Origin of the sequence: Paenibacillus sp. FSL L8-0638 (genome assembly GCF_038593075.1) — a bacterium.
Lineage (GTDB): Bacteria > Bacillota > Bacilli > Paenibacillales > Paenibacillaceae > Paenibacillus > Paenibacillus polymyxa_D.
In genome coordinates this window covers 2,632,254-2,652,500 of the sequence record NZ_CP151960.1, presented here as the reverse complement: position 1 = coordinate 2,652,500, position 20,247 = coordinate 2,632,254, and the positions used below count along the sequence as shown (strand labels likewise).

The window sequence follows — 20,247 nt, the reverse complement described above, 5'->3', positions numbered from 1 at the left end:
CTCATGTTGTGGGTGAGAAGGAAGTCCGGGATGATTCACTTTTGAAATGGCCGGATGATCTGATAGAAAACGTGCAACCAACAGAGCATTTCTCTGATGGGCTTCCATTCGGAGCGGGAGTGTTCTTAGCCCCCGAATGAGTAGCCAGGCTTCAAAAGGGGCCAACGAGCCGCCAATCAACTCATACTCTTCAGCATACATACGATTTATTATCTCTTTAGAAGCGATCACTGCCCCTGCAATTAAATCATTATGACCACCCAAGTACTTGGATGCGGAGTGAACAACGATATCTACGCCCCATTCTAATGGTTTTTGAAAAAGGGGTGTAGCCCATGAATTATCTATGATTGTGCGGATGCCCTTCGCTTTGGAAAGCGAAGCTACCTCCTGAATATTTACCATATCGAATGTGAATGAGGTAGGAGACTCCATAAGAATAGCACGGGTCAGCGGGTTGATGGCATCAGCAACTGCTTCCGTAGAAGTGGAATGTACAATTGTATAATTTATATTGAACTTCGATAAGTATTTAGCTAGGCTGACGGAGGTTTCGTATATGTGTCCGACCAGAATCAGATGGTCCCCGGCGGATAAACTACACATTAAAGCCGCACTGATAGCAGCCATTCCGGAAGCAAAGCACTTGCAGTCCGCCCCACCTTCCAGTGCAGCAATCATTTGCTCTGCAATCTGAACGGTAGGATTGGTTCCCCTCGAATAGACATAATGCTCCTTTTCATTATTAGCCGCTTCAGCATAATCTTCGTAAGTATCAAAGAAAAATGGAGCAGTCTCATAAATAGGAGGAGCAGCAGCCTTAGCAAAACACCCTAGTTCGTCCTCAAATCGGAGACAGATAAGCTGATCATCCGAGAAACTCAAATCTGATCACCACTTTCTGAAAAATTTCAAACTCATGAGGTAGTCTCCTCAATCCGGGACTCAAATATTCTATAGGGTTATTTCAAAAATCTTTTAAAGAACTGCTGGGATCTAAAAATGATAATTAAATGCATGAAATAAATATGGAGCAGTGAATGGAAGCAATGAGTAAAAATACACTCAGGGTATCAGAGTTGATCATCTGTATTTCATTGTTTGAGCTGGGAAGTACAACCCTGACTGTTCACCTTGCTCCTCTTTCTTGCTTAATTATCAAAATGGTCTTATTTTTAATGCTTTTTCTATCTCATTGGCACGATATGAAGTGTTCCATCCTCGCTTAACTCTGCATAGGCAATCTCATAGATACTATCATATCCCTGCTCTCGCACTTTAGCCTTAATCTCTTCAATATCAATTGTTTTCCCACGCATAGATTCATTTAGCAACCTTCCCTTATCAATGACAGTAACAGTAAAAAGATCAGGCTGTGCATCTATTCCCATATCCTGAGCGGCGGGTGGCTCGTATTCGGGTTTGCGCATGACTGACAAGGAGCCGTTCGTCTCTAACGTAGCGTACCAGACCTCACGCAGAGAAAAAATATTTTGCTGGCGTAGCATGGAGAGTAGCTGTGTAAATTCTATATCATATTTCTCCAGCATTTCTTGATTAACCTGCCCTTTATCCACGAGCAGCACTGTTCGACCTTCTGCCATATATCCAAATTTCACAAAATGGGTCGTGGCTTTTTCAAAAAAGTAGGCCAGTGCGCACCATAGTGCCAAAGCAAACAAAAGCTGCCCAATGGTCACCTTATCGTCATATAACGTATTTCCCACAATTTCGCTTAACACCAATGATGTTAGGAAATCGAGTGGTGTTAACTGACTGAGTGTTTTCCGACCTGTAATAAAAGTAATGATCCACAAGCCAAAAAAGCTGATGATCAATTTGACACCAATCGAAACAAATACCTCCATAAATAGGCCTCCCGGAAGAAGTTGTTTTGTTATGTGTTATTTACACCGGCCTACCTCAGCATAAACAGAGGATTATTCCTGAAATGTCCGAATAAAAAAGTCCGCTACCAACTAGAGGCAGCGAACTTTTTAATTACGGCTAGTATATAATCTTAATCAAAGGCAATATGCCAGCTCCCGTAATTTTGTGCATAGTGACATCATTGCCCGCTAGCTTGGACTCTGGAGTCATGATTATCTACTTTTCACAAGCAGCTGAATCGCTTCTTTAACCAGCTTATCCGTGTCTCCTCCAGCCTCTTGCTCTTCCAATATACATCGTTGCAGATTCTCTGCTACAATTTGGGCAATCGCTTTATCTGATGCGTTACGTACGGCAGATAACTGGCTAACGACGTCTTTGCACGATTTTCCTTCATCCATTAAACGAAGTACCCCACGCACCTGTCCCTCAATCCTCCTCAGGCGCGTTTTCAGTTCATCACTGTAATTGTAATCCATAAGTAATGCACTCCTTTTTTGACTTACCATATACACGTATAGGTATATTATAAACCAAAAAAATAAATAGGATACCCTAAATAAATAGATTCACCTTGCCCTGGGAAGCATCCCCCAAGTAGGCGGCTACCCCAGCATATTCCAAACCGTCGATTAGCTCTTCTTGCTGCAGCCCTAACAAATCCATGGTCATGGTACAGGCGACGAGCTTGATCCCCTGCTCTCGTGCCAACTCTATAAGCTGCGGCAAGGAAAGCGCATTGTGTTTTTTCATGACATGCTTGATCATCTGTGGACCGAGTCCGGCAAAATTCATTTTGGATAGTGCCAGCTTTTTGGGTCCACGAGGCATGATCCAACCAAAGGCTTTTTCGAGTATTCCCTTATTAGTGCTCACGATTTCATCCTTGCGTAACGTATTTAGCCCCCAAAAAGTAAAGAAAATAGTTACTTCGTGATCATATGCTGCTGCTCCATTCGCAATAATGAATGCAGCAATCGCCTTATCCAGCTCCCCGCTGAATAATACAATCGTTGTTTTGGGTGTGCTCATATGGATTCGCTTCCCTTAGTCTCTCCAGCCCATTCGGATATGCCTGAAAGCACAGATTTGACTTTTTTAGCGCCTTTGGCAACTAATAACTGACAAGCCATTTCACTGCGTGCTCCAGCTTGGCAAATCACTGCGATCTCTTCTTCCAAGTTCAGTTCAGAAAGTCTGTTCTCCAGTTCGCCAAGAGGGATGTGCTTAGATCCAGGGATATGTTTAAGCGTAAATTCAGCGGGTTCACGAACATCGAGTAAAATGAAGTTCTCTTTGCCAGAATATTTTGCTTGTAGCTCTTCATGGCTTATCGTAGAAGAAAATACTTGCTCCTTCTTCACTTCAGCTAGATTTGCTTTTTGTAGATAATGTCGCATTACATCTCCTTCTTGGAGAGTGCCCAAATATTGATGTCCGGTGTTTTTGGCCCAGCTCTGAAAATCGGCTAATGAACCTTTGTCAGTCGCCTGAATCTCCATAATCTTTCCGGGAACGAGCTCATTCATAGCCTTTCTTGCTTTTACAATAGGCATAGGACAAGCTAGCCCTTTACAATCAAGAATATGATCTGCTTGGATATTGTTAGTTGATGACATTCTATAACCTCCGCCTGTTTTTTGAGGGGGCTTAGCTTAGTTAAATCTTTTATACATATACCCCTATAGGTATTAGGATAATGATACTCACTTCTCTTGTCAACTTATTTGGCCGTTTTTTCTCAGAAGCAAACAAAATCATGTCTTAAACAAATAAAATTAAAAGCAAAAAAAGCCGCGCAAAAACGCGACTCTAATGCATAAACATAAACCAAAATTAATCGTCTTTTTTCATCAGTTCTGGCAAATCCAGCGACATTGAAATATTACACAGCATACCTCTAGCGAGAAAAAGCATCGTTCTTTCCATTGCTTGTTCAATACCTGCCCGTCGGAAAGCATCATACACCGTCGTATGAATTTCACGTAACCCTTGCTGCATCACGCTTACAACCTCATCCTCGCGGATCGTCTGCGCCTGCATTTGCAAAAGTGTTTCATTACGGTATTCCGTCATAATTTGCGAATAGGCTGCAATTAGCTCTTGCTCGAGCTGCTCAGATGAGGCCGAATGAATGACGCTGTGAAAAGAATCTATGATACGTGTAAATGAAACCTTCAGGGCTTCAACAAGCAATGCTTCCTTGGTAGCGAAAAAACGAAAGACATAGGGTTGAGAAATATTGGCCCGTTCTGCAACTTTGGCTGTTGTAGCTCGGTAGTAGCCCATCTCAGCAAACACTTCAATGGCAGCAGATATGATTTCCTTTTGGCGATTTATAGATGTTGACGTAGCTTTAGTCATGTTTTTTTCATCCTTTTATTTAACACAGTTTTCTGATTAGTGATTAATCAATTACAAAATAGTATAAACGACATACCCTAAAAATGCAATAAGCTTGAACAAAGTCGCCTCCGCAATTCTAACGGAAACGACTCTGTTATATACATCCAATTATGGAGTTTTAGAGTTAAAATATAATCGGATATAATTGACCTTTTGCGTTTTGGTTTGATAGGAAAATACTAAATTATAACTAAGTCCTGATGTGTTATTGATCGTATAATTAGCTTCTGCTGTGTCAGGTATGTCTCTAGAGGTATCAACGGTTTCCGTAGGTTGGCCTAAATCGTCAACAATTTGTTTGATAAGCAACTTTTTATAGTCTGGATCGGAAGATGTAATTTCTGTAACTTTATCGCTACCATCCAGCATGATGTCTGTATGATACTTAGCGTAGCTTCTCATAGGACCAGTAGAACCAGACTCGGATTTCCCCCACAGCTCAAATAAAAGATCGCTGCTAGTTCCCAAGCCAAGACCTTTAGGCAAATTCGGTAAGGTTCCCTGCTTGGCTGCGCTAAATATAGCGGCTGCAGGGCTGTGTTTACTGTGAGGTGTAGCTATACTATTGGCAGGTTCTTGATGGGTCGAGGTTGAGGTTGAGCCTTGCCCATTAGTATTGAGATCCGTGTTTTGATCTGTAGAACTAGCAGGCGATGTGACTGTTTCTGCTTTAGTAGGAGCAGTTGATTTTGCTTCCCCGCTATTGCTGCATCCTGTCATCACAGCAAAACCTATCGCCAATAAAGCACTAGTGGTGATTAGCTTGTAAGCCAACTTTTTACGATCATAAGATTGATGTGTATGCTTCATTATAAGATCACTCTTTCCTTGTTCATGGGTACAAACCAAGTGTAACCGAACCTCGTTTCCAGAATACCTCTACTTGTTTCCAACTTGTAAACAAGGACATTAATGATTTTCTAATATACACTATTTACGACCATAAGATCCCAGCTGTTGTTTAGAAAAGGAGTAAGGAGAGTCACTCCTCTTCAACCATATATTCCCTTTAATGATGAAGATGTATACAGCAAAAACAAAGTAGATCGTACCCGCAATCCAGTCTATTGCCGTTGGGATGTCTCGCTGTACTATTGCATGTATATACCAAATTCCGACTGGAACATGCAGGAGAAGTGCCGTAAACAAGCCAGGATTATATAGGGTTTTTGCTTTAATATTTACGACGATACCGTGCCAGACGACCTGAAAAAATCCCATAAAAACGGGTGCGAGTCCAAGCCAGATTACTTGCGGAAACCATACGGGGAGCAGGTAAAACACATAGGCAATTGCAACATTGATAATCATCGCTGATTGAGTGTTTAAGGGGTAATGATCGGGTGCTTCACTTTTAAACATAACGTTGTTAAATAAACCAGCAAAATATCCAGGCCAGCGGTACTCCTCAAATTGATGAAACAATATAGCTACAAAACTCAACCATAACATGCCTGTTATATCCGAAAGGATAGCTTGATTCATAAGCAAAACAACACATACGACCACACCGATTATAGCCCCTGCATCTTGCCAATATTTTCTCAAATAATTCATATTAGTCACCCCTATGCTTTATTTTTGATCAAAATATCTTTCAAACAGCAGATTTAATTGTTCCTCTATTGAAGGTATTTTCACAACTGCCCCTGATTCAAGAATCGGACTCATCAGTGCGGGCAGAAAAATAGCTCCGAATATTTGCAGCATCATCGCTAACAAGCGCTCCGGCTGTTGCTCGCCTGTCAGCTCCTTGATCGTGTTCTGAACCTTTGGAAATCCCATTATGTTTAAAAACCTTCCGTATTCCTGTTGAGATGTAAAGGGCGTGCTGCCCATGGCAATAATTCGCGAAAGAAGCTCTGGATATTGACGAATGACCTGTAGATAGTTAAGTAAAAATTGTTTCAGTCTATCTTGGGGCGGCATCGCTGTATTGTCCAAAATAGAAAAGGTGTGCTGAAAGCCATTTAAAATCACTTCAATTGCTTCACTGAGCAAATTTTCCTTGGAGCCAAAATAATAATTAACTAATGAAATATTAGTAGCAGACAGATCGGCAATTTTTCGGATTGTAACCGCCTCAAAACCTTCCTTTTGAATAAATTCCAGCGTAGCGTCTAAGATTTTTTCTTTGGTTTGTTGTTTTTTGTCTGGGTGATTCATGTTTTTCCTCCTCCTGTTTCGTTCAATCATAACGGACAAATGAAACGGACAACTTTATATAAGCAACTTTATATAAGCAACTTTATATAAGCAACTTTTCAAACAACAATTTAAACATTGTTTAAATTGTTGTTTGAACTCAGTTTAGCACTTTATATTTCACAAATCAAGGAGTGATTTGAGATTTAGGGAATAGAAAAACCCGCATACGAATGAGATCGTTTGCGGGTTGATTGAATTGAGGTTGAGAAAAGGACTAAATAGCCCAATTTCCTTTGCGGAACACGGCTTCTTTACTTCCATCTTGCAGTTCGCCATCAATATCCAGCTCAGCTGAGCCGATCATGAAGTCAACATGAGTCAGACTGACATTGGCACCGTTCTGGAGCAGCTCCTCCTGGTTCATTTGTGTCCCATTTTCCATATTAAATGGATACGCACTGCCTAGGGCCAAGTGACAGGAGGCATTTTCGTCGATACCTGTATTGTAAAAAATACGATTGAGATTGGAGATCGGTGAATCGTGCGGCACCAGTGCAACTTCTCCCAAATAGCTGGCCCCTTCATCCGTAGCGAGCAAATGAGTCAGATGCTGCTCGCCGGATTCTGCTGTATATTCAGTGACTTTACCGTCCTTAAAGGTAAACGTTATGCGATCCACCAGTTGTCCATTTAAATTGAGTGGCATGGTACTTGTGACATGACCATTCACACCTGTACGCTTAGGCATCGTGAACACTTCTTCTGTCGGCATATTCGCGACAAAGTAATCTCCGCGCTCGTTCTCCCCACCGCCGCTGCGCCAAATATGCCCGTCAGCCAGTTCAATTCGCAAATCTGTTCCTGGTGCACGATAGTGGAGGCTTTTATACTTTTTATGATTCAGCTTGTCTTGTACCTGTTCAAGGTTTTTCAAATGTTTCTGCCAATTCTGAATAGGATCAGAGCCATCTACACGGTTCATTTGGAAGATTGTATCCCACATGACACGTATACGATCCTCTTCTGCTACATCTGCAAATACTTTATCGGCCCAAGCCTTCGTCGGCGCTTTAATCAAACACCAGCTAATTTTATGATTTCGGGTATATTTGGAAAAACCTTCTCTCGCCGTAGCTGCCGCCTTAGTCGCACGAGATACCTTTTGTGGATCAATGCCTTGATATAAATCGGGGTTCGGCACTTTAATCGTTAGTGTGGCTCCACCCTCTTCGGCAAATTTCTCCATCATTTCTGCCTTCCAAGCAGGGTAGTAATCAAAGCTGGCTTCGTCACCATGTTCAAAACGACTACGTGTAATGGAATCATCCTCAAACTCTACCTGTACATATTTAGCGCCTGCTTCATAGGCTTTGCTGACAATCAGGCGTGTAAACTCAACAGTTTCCAGTGGTGCAGTTACCAAAAACACCTGTCCGGGCTGAATGTTAACCCCTACTCTTACAACCAGTTCTGCGTATTGCTCCAACAATGATTCAAATGTACTCATTTTTCCACGCTCCTGTTCCGTTTTGATTATATTGAATGGTTTCATCACTACAGTACGGATTGCTTCTCCAGTTCACGCAGCTCCACTCTTCGTATTTTGCCTGAGCTGGTTTTAGGGAGTTCTTGAATAAACTCTATTTTTCGTGGATATTTATAAGGCGCCGTCCATGTTTTCACATGATGTTGCAGTTCCTTCACTAACGCCGGTGATCCTTCTACCCCAGCTTTGAGTACGACAAAAGCCTTTACAACATGTCCACGGATTTCGTCAGGGCTGGCTACGGCAGCACATTCCTGCACGGAGTCATGCTTCATAAGCGCTTCCTCTACTTCAAAAGGACCAATGGTATAGCCAGAACTGATAATGATATCATCCCCACGTCCTTCGAACCAGAAATATCCATCCTCATCTTTGCGAGCCCGGTCTCCCGTAACAAAATAATCTCCGTGGACACTAGCTAATTTGCGTTCTGGATCATGGTAATACGTTTGGAATAATGCCGGCAGATCGGCACGCACCGCAATATCCCCCACTTGCCCCGGAGCCAGCGGAATGCCATCCTCGTCTACGACCTCAACGAGTCCCGATGCAATAGATTTGCCCATCGAGCCTGTACGCAGAGGTGCATCCTTTAAATTACCAATAATTAATGTGCTCTCCGTTTGACCGTAGCCGTCACGAATCGTAATATTGAACTGCTCCTGAAACTTATTAATGACCTCCTGATTGAGAGGCTCTCCCGCAGAAACTGCGCTGCGCAATTGGGATAGATCATATTGATCCAAACCATCCGTTTTCGCCATAATCCGATATTCTGTCGGCGTACAGCACAACACTTGGATTCCGTACTGCTGCATGAACTGCAAATAGCGACCCGGACGAAACGGACCATTATATACGAATCCGGTCGCTCCATTCCCCAGTACAGATAAAAACGGACTCCAAATCCACTTTTGCCATCCTGGTGCAGCTGTAGCCCATACTACGTCTGAAGCTCGAATATCCAACCATGGTGATGTTATCCGCAGATGAGCATATCCCCAGCCATGACTATGTACAACACCTTTAGGATTTCCCGTGGTGCCCGAAGTATAGGCCAGAATGGCCATGTCGTCACGGTGCGTCTTCACAGCTTCAAAAGTATCTTCCTGTCCATCCATCAGCTCATTCAGCACGAGCCAGCCAGATACATCTGGCGTGTCGTCCCCGGAGACCACGATACGATAATCCAGAGTAGGCAAATCATCGCTTATTTTGTCCACTTCACCTGTTACTCCGGTCCAGGCAATGACTGCGCGTGCTTCAGAATGGCGAAGACGATATGCAATATCCTTGGCACGCAGCATTTCTGAAGATGGAATGACAGCAAGCCCCAGCTTCAAGCAGGCTAAATAAATTACATACGCAATAATACGCCGTGGTACTACGACCAGAACTCTGTCACCTTTGTTAAATCCCAGACTTGCGAGTCCTCCAGCCAGTCGGTTAGCCTTTTTCAACAGCTCTCCATAGGTGATTTCTTCGTATTCTCCTGTCTCACTCAGCCACTTAAGTGCTGTTTTATCAGCCTCATGGTGTTCCATTTCCGAAGTCATATTGTAATATTCAGGCGCAAGCCATTGTTGTTGATCTGTCAAATTATACCTTCCCCTTTATACATAAGATGAGATCCACTTTCTTACTGTAGTATAACACGTCTTAGTACCAGGTTCTAATACCAGAATCATTTTTTAATCATTTTTTTGGAAAAAATAAATTGGGTAAAACCAACAACAAAAAGAAAGAGCCTGATCTCAGGCTCTTTTTCTTCACTGCAATCTTTATCTACAACTGGAGTTCTACCACTGTATAAGCCGCTTCCTGACCATTTACGAGCAACGCAATCCGATGCGTTCCCGCATAATGGCGACGAGTTGTCAGGTCTCCAAAACGGTGTGTCCGTGTACCTGTAAGATGGGTTCCTCCGGGGACCGTTTTGTCAGATAGCAAAAACAGTTTACGTGAGACTTGTCCTCTCGCCTTTACAAAGTCAATGCCGTACTCGATGCGGACTCGTACCGGGTCACCTTCACGAAGCTGAAGCGCGTAGCTCAACTCACAGCTATCACCAAGCTTTAGCACGGCAGGGTCTGTGGTGAAAGAGGCACCCGTGACCAACGGTCCCCCGTCTGTTTCATCCGCATAGCCGAACATTGCCATCACTTCGGGGATGGATTTGCGAATCAGGGTCCGGCAGGCATGACGCACAATCCAGTCGGTGTCAGGATGTGTCCCTTTCCACCGTTGAGCCGTAGCAATGACCACATCAGGATGATCCTTGGCAATATCGTTCAGGTTGTTGGCTACACTTTTACGTACATATAGTGATGGATCGGCTTTCAGTAATTCCAATACAGCCAATACTGGAGCAGGATCGCGCTTAAACACAGGCAACGCCTGTCCCCAGGGTAGCCGTGGACGGCAGCCTTCGCTGGCAAGACGGCGAACGTGCTCACTTTGATGTCCCGCCCAGGTCGTCATCTGCTGCATCATCCGTTCCGGTTCACGCAGGAGGAAGGGTCTTACGGCGAACTCCGCAGAGGACCTAGATGTGAATCGCTCCAGCGCCTTCATGGACAGGTCCCAATGCCCTTCTCCCTGCCCATACACCTCCACAAAATCGGGGAAAAACAAGTACGGAAAACCACTGCAATGCTCATCTATAGTAAAAAGAATACCCAGAGCTTCTTCATAATTACTGGGCAAAAATGCCCCTAATGTTAACGAAATACGCCGTATTCGTTCTTTCAGCTCCAGCTCATTCCATTTTTTATCCATCACTTGATGGATAAATCCGATGGTATCGAACGGCCTGTATGCAGACTGTACTTTTTCACCGAATTGTTGAAGAAAATTCTCCGTGTACATATTTTTTAAGGGCTCAGCCATTATATATCTCCTTTTGAATGAGGTTGAGAGAATTGTAGCAAGGCATACTAAAAATGCCAAGTCCTATGATGAGGACCTGACATTTTTACATCAACACAAGAAATCGATTTAACTTATAATTCGTGTTGGGCAAACCAATTGGTAATGCGTTGCAGTCGTTCCACGCGAAGCTGCGGGTGCCCTTTTCGTGAAAGCTCGTGACTTGAAGCTGGAAAACGGACAAATTGCGTAGGTTTCCCCAAGCGACGCAATGCTGTAAACAGCTGTTCTCCCTGCTCTATAGGGCATCGCAGATCCTGCTCCCCGTGCAATATGAGCAGCGGTGTGTTGATTTGTTGCACATAAGCCAGCGGAGATTGCCTCCACAAGAGCTCGCAATCCTCCCACGGATTCCCGCCGACTTCATCTTCAGTAAACGAGTACCCTATGTCACTCACTCCATACATTGACAGCCAATTAGATATGGAGCGCTGGGTTACAGCTGCGCGGAAACGATCGGTATGGCCAACAATCCAGTTTGTCATAAAGCCACCATAGCTGCCCCCTGTTACACCCAGCTTTTCCGGATCAATGAATGGGAACTGGCGTATAGCCTCGTACACTGCGCTCAGTAGATCAGTGTAATCGCGTCCGCCGTAATCTCTAAGGACGACATTGGTAAAAGACTGTCCGTACCCTCGGCTTCCTCCGGGATTCGTGTAGATGACTGTATATCCCTGAGCGGCCAGCAACTGAAATTCATGAAAAAAAGAATTGGAATACATGGCATGAGGACCACCGTGAATCTCCAAAATAGCAGGATAAGATACCCCCTCCTTAAACCCAGCAGGCTTCATTATCCATCCCTGCACCCGTCGGCCATCCTCAACCTCCGTCCAAAAGCACTCAGGCACACTGATCTCAATTTCATCAAGCAAAGAATCATTTACTCGTGTCAGCCGTACCTCAGTTCCTGAATGGACCGCAATCCGGAACAAATCGCCTGGTAAAGTTACATCGGTGGAAGCGGCAATGATATGCTGCTCATCCGTTGTAAGCTCGAATTGGTAAATTTCTCGTTCTCCTTGCGTTAAAATTTTAAAAGTTCCATCAAGCGCAAACTGATATACGTGCACATTTCCTTCACGGGTAACCAGCGTGTACAGGGATTGACCGTCGGCACTAAAGCGTGGTGGTCCTATATGAAGATGTGAACGCATGTCGCTCATACCCGCATTACCAAGGTGAGCGTCAAGCGTCTCACTAACGCATACTGCCTTCCCCCCACTGGAAGGAACCGTGTACAGTCGGGTCTGAGTAGCGCCTTTGGCATGTCGATCATGGCCGTAAAAGGCAATCGTTGAACCGTCGGGAGAATAAGCAGCACTCTCGATGTGCAGTTCAGAATGGGTCAGCTTAAGCGGTGCTGCGGCATCATCATTTGAAATCGCAGGAGTTATCGTAAACAAATCATTTAGTTCACGTAAATCCGTATCCTCTTTCGAATGTTCTGCTATTCTGGCGACGAATAAAATACGTTGAGCATCCGGTGACCACACAGGCTCTGCCACATCATAAGCGCCGGAAGTCAGTTGAACTGTGTGCCTCGAAGTCACATCCGTTACATACAAATGATCACGAGTATCATCCCACAGTCCATAGCCGTCGGATTTAGCTTTCGTTCGATTAACAACTCGTCCCTTAAGTTGCGCCTCCTGAGTTCCTTCATCGGATATCGGGCTTGACGGGTTCTCGGCCGTTTTAGCTACAAACGATATGCAGGTCCCATTAGGAGACCAGGCTAATGAACGAACGTTGTTCTCTACGTATGTAAGCTGTCGTGCCTCTCCCCCGCGTTCTGGAATAATCCATACCTGGCGCTTGCCGTCTGTTGTACGGAGAAAAGCTAGTTGTGATCCGTCGGGTGACCAGACAGGCGTTTCATCTTTCGGTCCGTATGTAAAGGGTAATGCGCTAGCGCCATCGGACGATAATAGCCAAATTCCTGAGTTATAATCTGTCCGCTCTTTATTAATATACTGTTCTACGTAAGCGATTTCACCACTAATAGGATGAATAGCTGGATCGCTAACCCAGTGAAGTCGATATAAATCCTCGGCTGTTATACAGCGCTTGGTCGTGCTAAATTGCGAGTCGCTCAAAAAAATCCCTCCTTATATCATCAGATTCCACATTTTCAAATTTTAATTAATCCGATTAATTTTATGTGATTATAATAATTATACAATTACGTTACTCTTTTAATTTATTTCTGTCAATTTGTCCAAAATTAAAAAGCCCCTCTCTCAGTCGCTATCGACCAGAAAACACCGTTATTTCGGTTGCTTTCATGAGAGAGGGTAACGTTATTCATCAATCATAACTGAAAATTCATTCGCTCCAAGCCCCTTTCAGCGAACGAATCGGCTTCGTCTGTTCCGGGTGATCGGGTCTAATTTTGGTTGGCTGTCTCGGCTTCATTTTTTTCACGAATGTAAGTGTAGAATAATTCAGGATTCACCACTTTACGCAGTAAATGCATCGTTCCGTCCCCTGTTCCATGGTCAAAAGCATGGATACGTTCATATCCCCAACGCTCGTACATGGATAGCAAATAGGGATGCTTTTCTGCAGTCGCCAGTGTTACTGCAGGAGCTCCCACCTGATCACGTATAATCGTTTGCTCTACCCAATTCAACAATTTTTTCCCATATCCTTTGCCCTGGGTAGCCGGGTCTACAGCAAACCACATCACAAACGGTAGATCGGTTATAAAATTAAGGGCTCTATTTTTGAGATGGCTAACGGTAGCCTGAATGACACCGTCTACTTCCAGCACATAGCAATCATTATTTTCAATATTTTCTTGAATGAGAGCAACGTCTGCCTGAGCGGCAGGCCATCGAAGCCCCAACTGCCGAATTGTTTCATACGCCTCATACGTCACATACTGCAATCTTTCTGCGTCCTCTTGGAGTGCCAGACGATAGATTTCACTCATACTAACCCGCCTCCTTATAGTGTTTTTATAAAACGCGTGAACCACTATATAATTATTCCTATCTATTTAATCAGATATAAAAGTTAACATAACTGTAGCATGCTCAACCATCCAGCGACAAATTAATTTTTTCTATAACTCCATTTAAAATAACAATATCCCCTCGAAAGAGGGGCATTCGGTAAATCAAAGTCAACGCAAAAAAGCCCGAAAGCCGGGCTCCTTTAATTTCTAGGCGAATAAAATGCTGTCCATGCCTCAGGCATTTTCAAACACAACATGTTTGCAGTGTTACTCCGCAGGGGCAGTAAAGCTGCGTTTGGCAAACTCGCTGTCCAGCATATAAAAGGCGTTGCTGTCTCTTTCAATGCGTTTAAGCTTCTGAATAACACTGTCGAACAGCGCTTCCTCCTCGACTTGCTCATCAATAAACCATTTCAAGAAATGGATCGTTGCATGCTCACGTGCATCGAGGGCCAAGTCAGCCAAATGATAAAATTTTTGCGTGTTTTGCTGCTCATGCTTGTAGCCATGCTCAAATACGTCCAGCATGGAATCGTAGCTGTTTTTGGGCTCTGGTAATGCAGCCAATGTAGCGCGTCCTCTACGGTCATTAATGTATTTATACAGTTTCATGGCATGAAACCGTTCCTCCTCAGCTTGTACTAGGAAGAAGTTTGCAAACCCATCCAGACTTTCACTGGAGCAATAAGCAGCCATCGCCAGATATACGTGAGCGGAGTAAAATTCAAAGTTCATTTGCTCATTCAGAGCCTGTGCCAAATTGTCATTCATGTCTCAGGTCACCTCGGTCATGTATGTAATGATGTAACGATCATAGTGTACCACGAATCCGATCACAAAAAAACGGACGGAAATGAATTCAGTTTAGTGCTCTCACATTCCGCCCGCGATTTCCACAATCAGTTCGCAATCAAGGCTCCAGGCCCCAGACACGTTTGTCGTTTATATACAAAGGTGCTTTGTCCCAATCCGTATAAGAGGTCTTGGTAGAATCATAGGAAAAATCATCACTTTCGTTATAGTCGCTCCAGTCCGTCTTGTTCATGCGAATTTGAATATCTCCTGTATTTTCCCCTGCTGCCAGACTTCCCGCACCAGCTCCAAAGGAGATCTCCAGATAATAATCTGCACCTGTAACGGCCTTATCCAGTTTCACAAAACGTCCCTGAACGTTACTACTACCCAACTGTGCATAGTCACAATGGAATTCCTGTGACTTGTCGCCATCTACGGTATAGTAGTATCTCAGCTTAACATTTTTCAGTTCGACAGCCTCTTTACCCTTGTTTACAACACGGAACAGTGGCCGAATCTGGTTATCTCCCGGATTAGTGTCGCCCACGCGGTATTGGGCAATCACGTCTCCCGTTGCTGGAATGGGAGCTGCCGTAGGCTTAGCACTGACCTCGACAGAATCCGGGCTGGTTCCTAAAGAATTTGTTGCATTTGCTACATAATAATAAGTGGTTTCATTCAGCACTCCTGTATCCTTGTAAGTGCTGTCTGTTACCGTTGCTACTGTGGTATAAGGACCACCACTGGTTGTCGAGCGCTTGGCCGTATAGCTATCGGCACCCGTCGCTTTGCTCCAAGTGAGTGTAACCTGAGCATCCCCTGCGTTTGCCTTCACATTTGCCGGAGCTTTGGGAGCTGTCGGCTCGGTTGGTCCACTACCGTTAATGAGACGGTCATACTCAGCATAAGCCGTTGCCATATCGACTTGGGACCAGAAACGGTGATACGTAAATTCTGGAGCACCTTTATCCCATTTTTTGGTCTGATTGTTCCAAGAAGTCGTGTATTTATCTTTAAGATAGGACCATTGCGGATCTTTAGTGATATTAGGCCGGATATCGCTATAGCTGGAATAGGTACCATTGCCGCCCTTGGACGGGTCAGAAGCGGTAGCGTCTGTGCCAGGGATCGTGTTGCCTTGTCCAGTCTTACCACTCCAGCCGTTCGGGATATACACTTCTTTAGTAAAATAACGATAATAATCCTCGCGAGCTTCCTTCGTTGTAATACCTATACCATCGTTATAACCCCATGCAGCATCAAGCAAAGCTTTAGACAGATCCTTAGCTTCCTTGCCTAACTCGGAATAGTCTCCTTTTTCAGCTTTCGTTCCAGCAGCAAAGAAAGTAAGTGCTTTAACATAGCTGCCCAGTACTCCGGCATCCTGCCCCGGATTCTTTGTTACCACATGGAGATTGGTATTCCCTTTATGATTGGCAAATCCGCTCCAGGTTTCAGGCTTTCCACTCCATTCCAGATTGCTCGGCAGCCAGAATTCGCCTTTAGCTGCTGTAGTAGCCACTTTCGGATTTTTGCCACCCAGAATACGCTTGCCTTGTGCATCCAAATAATATCCCTGCGCGTCAGTCACAGGCCGTTCGTTGGCAAATACATAGTTCTTGGACCATGCGATCCAGTTTTCCGTCACTTGTTTAGCCATTTTAAACTGCTCGGACGAAGTATCCCCTTTCTTGGCTAAAATGTAGTACAGCTCGGCAACTCGCTCGACAGGCCAAGCCTGCATCCCGAACCAATTGTTCGACGGTGGATCGTTATATACAGGAGCCCCTGTATAAGCCATGCCATAAAAGGTGCTCGTGCCAGATGGATAAGCCTTGTAGGCACCATCCCAGCTATTCGTCGCTCAGCCTGCAATGGCCCCCTCATCAGATTGCAGCCAAGTATAAAACTCCAGTTGGCGCTTCAGCGAGGTCGCCCAGTCCTGTCCCGCCGTTGGAGAATTCGGTATTAATCCACCATCTTGATCGGACAACGCATAAGCTGCGACGACATTTTGGTAGCCCTGATGTGCATGACTGGCGCCGATACGCCAAGCCCAGTTGCCGCTTTGGCCCAGTCCGCCTCCCCAAGCCGTATACCACGCCATCAGGTAAAGGCTGGCATCCTTGCCCGTACCAGCAATAGGGGCACCGTTGGAAGCGCTTCCGGTTTTCTGGAAGTATTTATCGTACATACCGTAACGCAAAAAGTCTCCCATCTTTTTGGCTTTATTTAAATATACGGAGTTATCATATCCCAATTCCTTAGCCCAGTACATCGCTTGAACCGCCCGTGCATCCGCATCGGTGGCATTCGTGTAGCGCCATTGCTGTGCAGGGGCATTATTTTCCTTGGTGAACAGGCTCATAAAGCCTTCATTAGACTTCCCAAACTTATGATTATCTTGTGATGGATGCGGTACAGCCTCCCAGACCGATTCCTGTTCCCCGCGCTGGAAGGTGTTTACATAGGCTGCTGTATGCGACGGATTCAGAAGATTTCCGAAACCGTACCAATTATCCACGTCCAGCAACCAGTGCATCAGATATGTCTGGTTGTTGCCATAGGTTGCCTTCAGCTCAGAGTCCAGCGGATCCTTGCCAGCACCATACTGACCACTCAGGCGGCTCGGGTACTGATCCGGCTGCGAATATTCTGCTGCATAAGTGGCGGGGCTGTTCGGGTTATAGTTACTCATTGTCGGTTGCTCTTCCTTACCGTCGCCTTCATTAACAGGAATGATATATTTCTCCATGTTGTCCCACGCGGATTCCAAATGCCCCCAATCCCCGGTATAATGACCATACAGTACTTCCAGCCACATCCAGTAGCTGTACGCTTCCGAAGTCGTTAAGTGTCCGTAATCCGGAGCCTCGCTCATGAGCGTTTCAACGGAATGATAAGGGATGCCTTCTTTTGAAAAGTATCCGCTAGCCGGATCCTTCAGCTGTTTATACAATTGTAGAAAGCGTGTCGATTCCGGTGTTGCAGCTGATGCACGGTCGGGTTCTGCCTGAAATAAGCCCAAGGTTAACGGAAGTACCAAAATAGCTGACATGACCATAGAGACAGATTTCCTGAACACGGATTTTCTGCTGATCACTTTGCATTCATCCTCTCCATTATCAATTTTGACTTTACACAAGATTTTATTCCGAAAAACGACAGCACAAAAAGACAGCACCATCAACTCACTTTCCCATAAAAAAGGTGGAGGACACGCTGTCTATTGCTCCAAATGCTTCGCATTGGCCCTGGAAAAAATATACCACACTAGGCGCCAAAGGAGAGTCGAAAAATTATATATGTTTAGAGTTTCACAAGGAAAATTGACGAAATCGATTGGAATCGGTACTATTTCACAGGGAGGCGTTAAAACATGAAAATTTTGCTATTGCTTGGTTGTATCGTGATGTTTTTAGCCGTAGCGCTTGGAGCGTTCGGCGCACACGCATTGAAAAAGAGACTTTCCGCAGACATGATGAGCATATTCCAGACAGGAATTCAATATCAAATCGCTCATGGACTGGGTTTGCTGCTGCTTGGAGTTCTTGCTGACAGACTTGTCCATTCTTCTCTCATCGTAACCGCAGGCTGGGTTATGCTGGTGGGTATTCTCCTGTTTTCCGGCAGTCTGTATGCCCTTAGTGTATCCGGTGTGAAAAAGCTTGGAGCAATCACCCCCATTGGCGGGTTGGCTTTTTTGGCAAGCTGGGTCATTGTGATCGTGGCGGTTGTGCAGGGTTAAACAAGGGTAAAGAAACAGAGACTTGGAAAAGGAGGCGCTTCCAAGTCTCTCGAATTATTAACGTAGCATTCCTGAGTATTATGAAAGAATACATTATTTCGTCTGCACTTGTTGCGCTTTCTGAGCGGCTATCCGATGACCTTCGATATAACGTTTGGATTCAGCCATCTCATGCTCCTGAGCAGCTTCCATAATAATATGAACCTCCGGCTTGTACTGCTCCAGCAGTTCCATGTAGAGGCCATAGTTCATGTCTCCAAAACCCGGCGGCACCGTCTCAATTTCACCTGACGATGACAAACGCCGGTCTTTGGCATGCGCAGCGATAATCCGGGGGCCCAGCAGTTGGAAAGCTTCCCGAATGATCTCATCCTGCTGCGCCATATTTTCCGTTTTCAGCAGATTACCAGGATCAATCACAACACCGATGTGTGAAGAGGGCACTTCCTCCAGAAAGGTAGCCAACTCTACGGCAGTTCCTACCAAGTGATCGTTTGCAGCTTCCAATCCTACGAATACGCCCCACTTCTCCGCTTCATCTGCTAATTCACGCACTACTTCCCTTACAACTCTCCAGTCACGTTCCGTATAGGCGGTACCATCCTCATTACGTCCCACTTCGGCTGCAACCATGGGTGCTCCTAACAGACCCGCATATCGGATCAGCTCTTTAAAGCGCTCTACATTTTCACGCAGCAATTCCTCATCCTGTACAAAAAAATGCAAATAGCACCCGAGCACCGATATGGAAACACCATGCTTACGAAATTCTTCTGCGATAGACAGTGCCAATCCCGGATTGAACTTACCCGGTTTATTAAAATCCACATCACTGATCGCTCTCCACGGAGCCAGCTGAACATGAGTAAAGCCCGCTGCGCCTACCTTTGCAGCCAATTCGCGATAAGGCAACTTGCCAAACAAATGTGCCAATACACCTACTGTCACTAAAATTCACCTCTTATTTTTATTTTTGTATGCTACTTGTTACCGTACTCTGCTTCAAGGTCTCATTGATGATGTGCGTAATCCGCTCCACTTCATCATGAATAAAAAAGTGTCCTCCCTCAAAGGTAAACATACGAAATTGCTGATCCGTATGCTGTGCCCATGCCTCCGCATCTTGTAAGGTCACTGTGTTATCGGTCATTCCCGTTAAAGCGGTGATAGGACAATGTAAAAGTGCGGCTTTAGCCGTGTACTTATACAACTCAACAGCTTTAAAATCCGCTCTTAACACTGGCATAAAATAGTCGTATAATTCCTGATTGTCAAAAATCGCTTCCGAAAGCTGACCGTACCGCTGCAAATGCGTCCTGAACTGATCTGCGGGCAGATCGTGTAACCACGGGGAATTTCTTGGGACATGCGGTGCCCGTCCACCCGAAACGAACAGATGAGCAGGCTTGCCATATCCACCGGCCACCAGCTTGTAGTACAGCTCGAATGAGATCATCGTCCCCATACTGTGGCCGTATATGGCATAAGGATTGCCGGGGGCTATCTCTTCGCTGATCTTGTGCAACAGATCCTCGCTCATCTCCTCAATGCTTTCCTTTAGCGGTTCCCCAGAACGAATACCCCTGCCCGCTAATTCCAGTGGAACAAGCTTAATCTGCGGAAGTAGCGACTTTTTCCATTTGAAGCTGACCGACGCCGATCCGCCTGCATATGGGATGAAAAATAATGTGATAGGTGCCATTCTTGCAACCTCCTGCCTTGCTAAGTTCTAACTTTTTCATTTTAGCATAAAAAGGTATATTTACCCATTTCAAATATTTTGCAAATCCCAGAAGAAAGGTTAAGAAAATCAAGCGCATT

Annotated in this window: 18 protein-coding genes and 1 pseudogene (1 of these 19 cut by a window edge); 1 reads left to right on the top strand and 18 read right to left on the bottom strand. The window is 44.9% G+C overall.

Annotated elements, in window-relative coordinates; all coding sequences use genetic code 11:
- The 16 genes and pseudogenes from MKY35_RS11925 to MKY35_RS11850 form a co-directional block, all read right to left on the bottom strand.
- Positions 1-885, bottom strand: the 5' portion of a protein-coding gene (locus tag MKY35_RS11925; protein WP_342446473.1) for an aminotransferase class I/II-fold pyridoxal phosphate-dependent enzyme. It extends 276 nt beyond the left edge of the window; the window shows 885 of its 1,161 coding nt (coding positions 1-885); its start codon is at positions 883-885; its stop codon lies off the left edge, out of view.
- A gap of 302 nt (positions 886-1,187) precedes the next feature.
- A complete protein-coding gene (locus MKY35_RS11920) occupies positions 1,188-1,868 on the bottom strand; it encodes a DUF421 domain-containing protein (RefSeq protein ID WP_342446472.1) in 681 nt (226 codons plus the stop codon).
- A 234-nt stretch (positions 1,869-2,102) separates the two neighbouring features.
- Positions 2,103-2,369 (bottom strand): metal-sensitive transcriptional regulator, encoded by a 267-nt coding sequence (locus tag MKY35_RS11915; protein ID WP_013310304.1) that lies wholly within the window; start codon positions 2,367-2,369, stop codon positions 2,103-2,105.
- A 76-nt stretch (positions 2,370-2,445) separates the two neighbouring features.
- Entirely contained in the window at positions 2,446-2,922 is a 477-nt protein-coding gene (locus MKY35_RS11910) for a DsrE/DsrF/DrsH-like family protein (protein ID WP_039275080.1), read from the bottom strand.
- Positions 2,919-3,509, bottom strand: a complete 591-nt coding sequence (locus tag MKY35_RS11905; RefSeq protein WP_340885334.1) for a sulfurtransferase TusA family protein — start codon at positions 3,507-3,509, stop codon at positions 2,919-2,921. Before MKY35_RS11905 ends, MKY35_RS11910 begins: the two co-directional genes overlap by 4 nt.
- A gap of 217 nt (positions 3,510-3,726) precedes the next feature.
- Positions 3,727-4,254 (bottom strand): TetR/AcrR family transcriptional regulator, encoded by a 528-nt coding sequence (locus MKY35_RS11900; protein ID WP_029516793.1) that lies wholly within the window; start codon positions 4,252-4,254, stop codon positions 3,727-3,729.
- Positions 4,255-4,404: 150 nt separating this feature from the next.
- Positions 4,405-5,106: a DUF4309 domain-containing protein gene (locus tag MKY35_RS11895; protein ID WP_342446471.1), complete on the bottom strand. Its 702-nt coding sequence runs from the start codon at positions 5,104-5,106 to the stop codon at positions 4,405-4,407.
- 120 nt (positions 5,107-5,226) lie between these two features.
- On the bottom strand, positions 5,227-5,853 hold the full coding sequence (locus tag MKY35_RS11890) for an HXXEE domain-containing protein (RefSeq protein ID WP_342446470.1): 627 nt from the start codon (positions 5,851-5,853) through the stop codon (positions 5,227-5,229).
- Positions 5,854-5,871: 18 nt separating this feature from the next.
- A complete protein-coding gene (locus MKY35_RS11885) occupies positions 5,872-6,462 on the bottom strand; it encodes a TetR/AcrR family transcriptional regulator (RefSeq protein WP_342446469.1) in 591 nt (196 codons plus the stop codon).
- 256 nt (positions 6,463-6,718) lie between these two features.
- Positions 6,719-7,951 carry an aminopeptidase gene (locus MKY35_RS11880; protein ID WP_342446468.1) on the bottom strand — a complete coding sequence of 411 codons (1,233 nt, stop codon included), beginning with the start codon at positions 7,949-7,951 and terminating at the stop codon, positions 6,719-6,721.
- A 47-nt stretch (positions 7,952-7,998) separates the two neighbouring features.
- Complete coding sequence (locus tag MKY35_RS11875; RefSeq protein ID WP_342446467.1) at positions 7,999-9,588, bottom strand: acyl--CoA ligase; 1,590 nt, start codon at positions 9,586-9,588, stop codon at positions 7,999-8,001.
- A 187-nt stretch (positions 9,589-9,775) separates the two neighbouring features.
- Entirely contained in the window at positions 9,776-10,879 is a 1,104-nt protein-coding gene (locus MKY35_RS11870; RefSeq protein ID WP_342446466.1) for a DNA alkylation repair protein, read from the bottom strand.
- 113 nt (positions 10,880-10,992) lie between these two features.
- On the bottom strand, positions 10,993-13,020 hold the full coding sequence (locus MKY35_RS11865; protein WP_342446465.1) for a S9 family peptidase: 2,028 nt from the start codon (positions 13,018-13,020) through the stop codon (positions 10,993-10,995).
- 290 nt (positions 13,021-13,310) lie between these two features.
- A complete protein-coding gene (locus tag MKY35_RS11860; protein WP_342446464.1) occupies positions 13,311-13,859 on the bottom strand; it encodes a GNAT family N-acetyltransferase in 549 nt (182 codons plus the stop codon).
- A 291-nt stretch (positions 13,860-14,150) separates the two neighbouring features.
- Entirely contained in the window at positions 14,151-14,654 is a 504-nt protein-coding gene (locus MKY35_RS11855) for a ferritin (RefSeq protein WP_039275069.1), read from the bottom strand.
- A gap of 139 nt (positions 14,655-14,793) precedes the next feature.
- Positions 14,794-17,742 (bottom strand): annotated as a pseudogene (locus MKY35_RS11850) (glycoside hydrolase family 48 protein).
- A 315-nt stretch (positions 17,743-18,057) separates the two neighbouring features.
- Between MKY35_RS11850 and MKY35_RS11845 the strand changes: the two are divergent.
- Positions 18,058-18,426 carry a DUF423 domain-containing protein gene (locus MKY35_RS11845; protein ID WP_342446463.1) on the top strand — a complete coding sequence of 123 codons (369 nt, stop codon included), beginning with the start codon at positions 18,058-18,060 and terminating at the stop codon, positions 18,424-18,426.
- A gap of 93 nt (positions 18,427-18,519) precedes the next feature.
- Here the strand turns inward: MKY35_RS11845 and MKY35_RS11840 are convergent, their stop codons facing one another.
- Complete coding sequence (locus MKY35_RS11840; RefSeq protein ID WP_165150190.1) at positions 18,520-19,374, bottom strand: sugar phosphate isomerase/epimerase; 855 nt, start codon at positions 19,372-19,374, stop codon at positions 18,520-18,522.
- A 19-nt stretch (positions 19,375-19,393) separates the two neighbouring features.
- Complete coding sequence (locus tag MKY35_RS11835) at positions 19,394-20,128, bottom strand: alpha/beta fold hydrolase (protein ID WP_342446462.1); 735 nt, start codon at positions 20,126-20,128, stop codon at positions 19,394-19,396.
- Positions 20,129-20,247 lie beyond the last annotated feature (119 nt).

What these genes read in the sequence shown, in the direction of transcription:
- MKY35_RS11920 (WP_342446472.1), bottom strand. Translation starts at nt 1,868, where the DNA reads ATGGAGGTATTTGTTTCGATTGGTGTCAAATTGATCATCAGCTTTTTT.
- MKY35_RS11915 (WP_013310304.1), bottom strand. Translation starts at nt 2,369, where the DNA reads ATGGATTACAATTACAGTGATGAACTGAAAACGCGCCTGAGGAGGATT.
- MKY35_RS11910 (WP_039275080.1), bottom strand. Translation starts at nt 2,922, where the DNA reads ATGAGCACACCCAAAACAACGATTGTATTATTCAGCGGGGAGCTGGAT.
- MKY35_RS11905 (WP_340885334.1), bottom strand. Translation starts at nt 3,509, where the DNA reads ATGTCATCAACTAACAATATCCAAGCAGATCATATTCTTGATTGTAAA.
- MKY35_RS11900 (WP_029516793.1), bottom strand. Translation starts at nt 4,254, where the DNA reads ATGACTAAAGCTACGTCAACATCTATAAATCGCCAAAAGGAAATCATA.
- MKY35_RS11895 (WP_342446471.1), bottom strand. Translation starts at nt 5,106, where the DNA reads ATGAAGCATACACATCAATCTTATGATCGTAAAAAGTTGGCTTACAAG.
- MKY35_RS11890 (WP_342446470.1), bottom strand. Translation starts at nt 5,853, where the DNA reads ATGAATTATTTGAGAAAATATTGGCAAGATGCAGGGGCTATAATCGGT.
- MKY35_RS11885 (WP_342446469.1), bottom strand. Translation starts at nt 6,462, where the DNA reads ATGAATCACCCAGACAAAAAACAACAAACCAAAGAAAAAATCTTAGAC.
- MKY35_RS11880 (WP_342446468.1), bottom strand. Translation starts at nt 7,951, where the DNA reads ATGAGTACATTTGAATCATTGTTGGAGCAATACGCAGAACTGGTTGTA.
- MKY35_RS11870 (WP_342446466.1), bottom strand. Translation starts at nt 10,879, where the DNA reads ATGGCTGAGCCCTTAAAAAATATGTACACGGAGAATTTTCTTCAACAA.
- MKY35_RS11860 (WP_342446464.1), bottom strand. Translation starts at nt 13,859, where the DNA reads ATGAGTGAAATCTATCGTCTGGCACTCCAAGAGGACGCAGAAAGATTG.
- MKY35_RS11855 (WP_039275069.1), bottom strand. Translation starts at nt 14,654, where the DNA reads ATGAATGACAATTTGGCACAGGCTCTGAATGAGCAAATGAACTTTGAA.
- MKY35_RS11845 (WP_342446463.1), top strand. Translation starts at nt 18,058, where the DNA reads ATGAAAATTTTGCTATTGCTTGGTTGTATCGTGATGTTTTTAGCCGTA.
- MKY35_RS11835 (WP_342446462.1), bottom strand. Translation starts at nt 20,128, where the DNA reads ATGGCACCTATCACATTATTTTTCATCCCATATGCAGGCGGATCGGCG.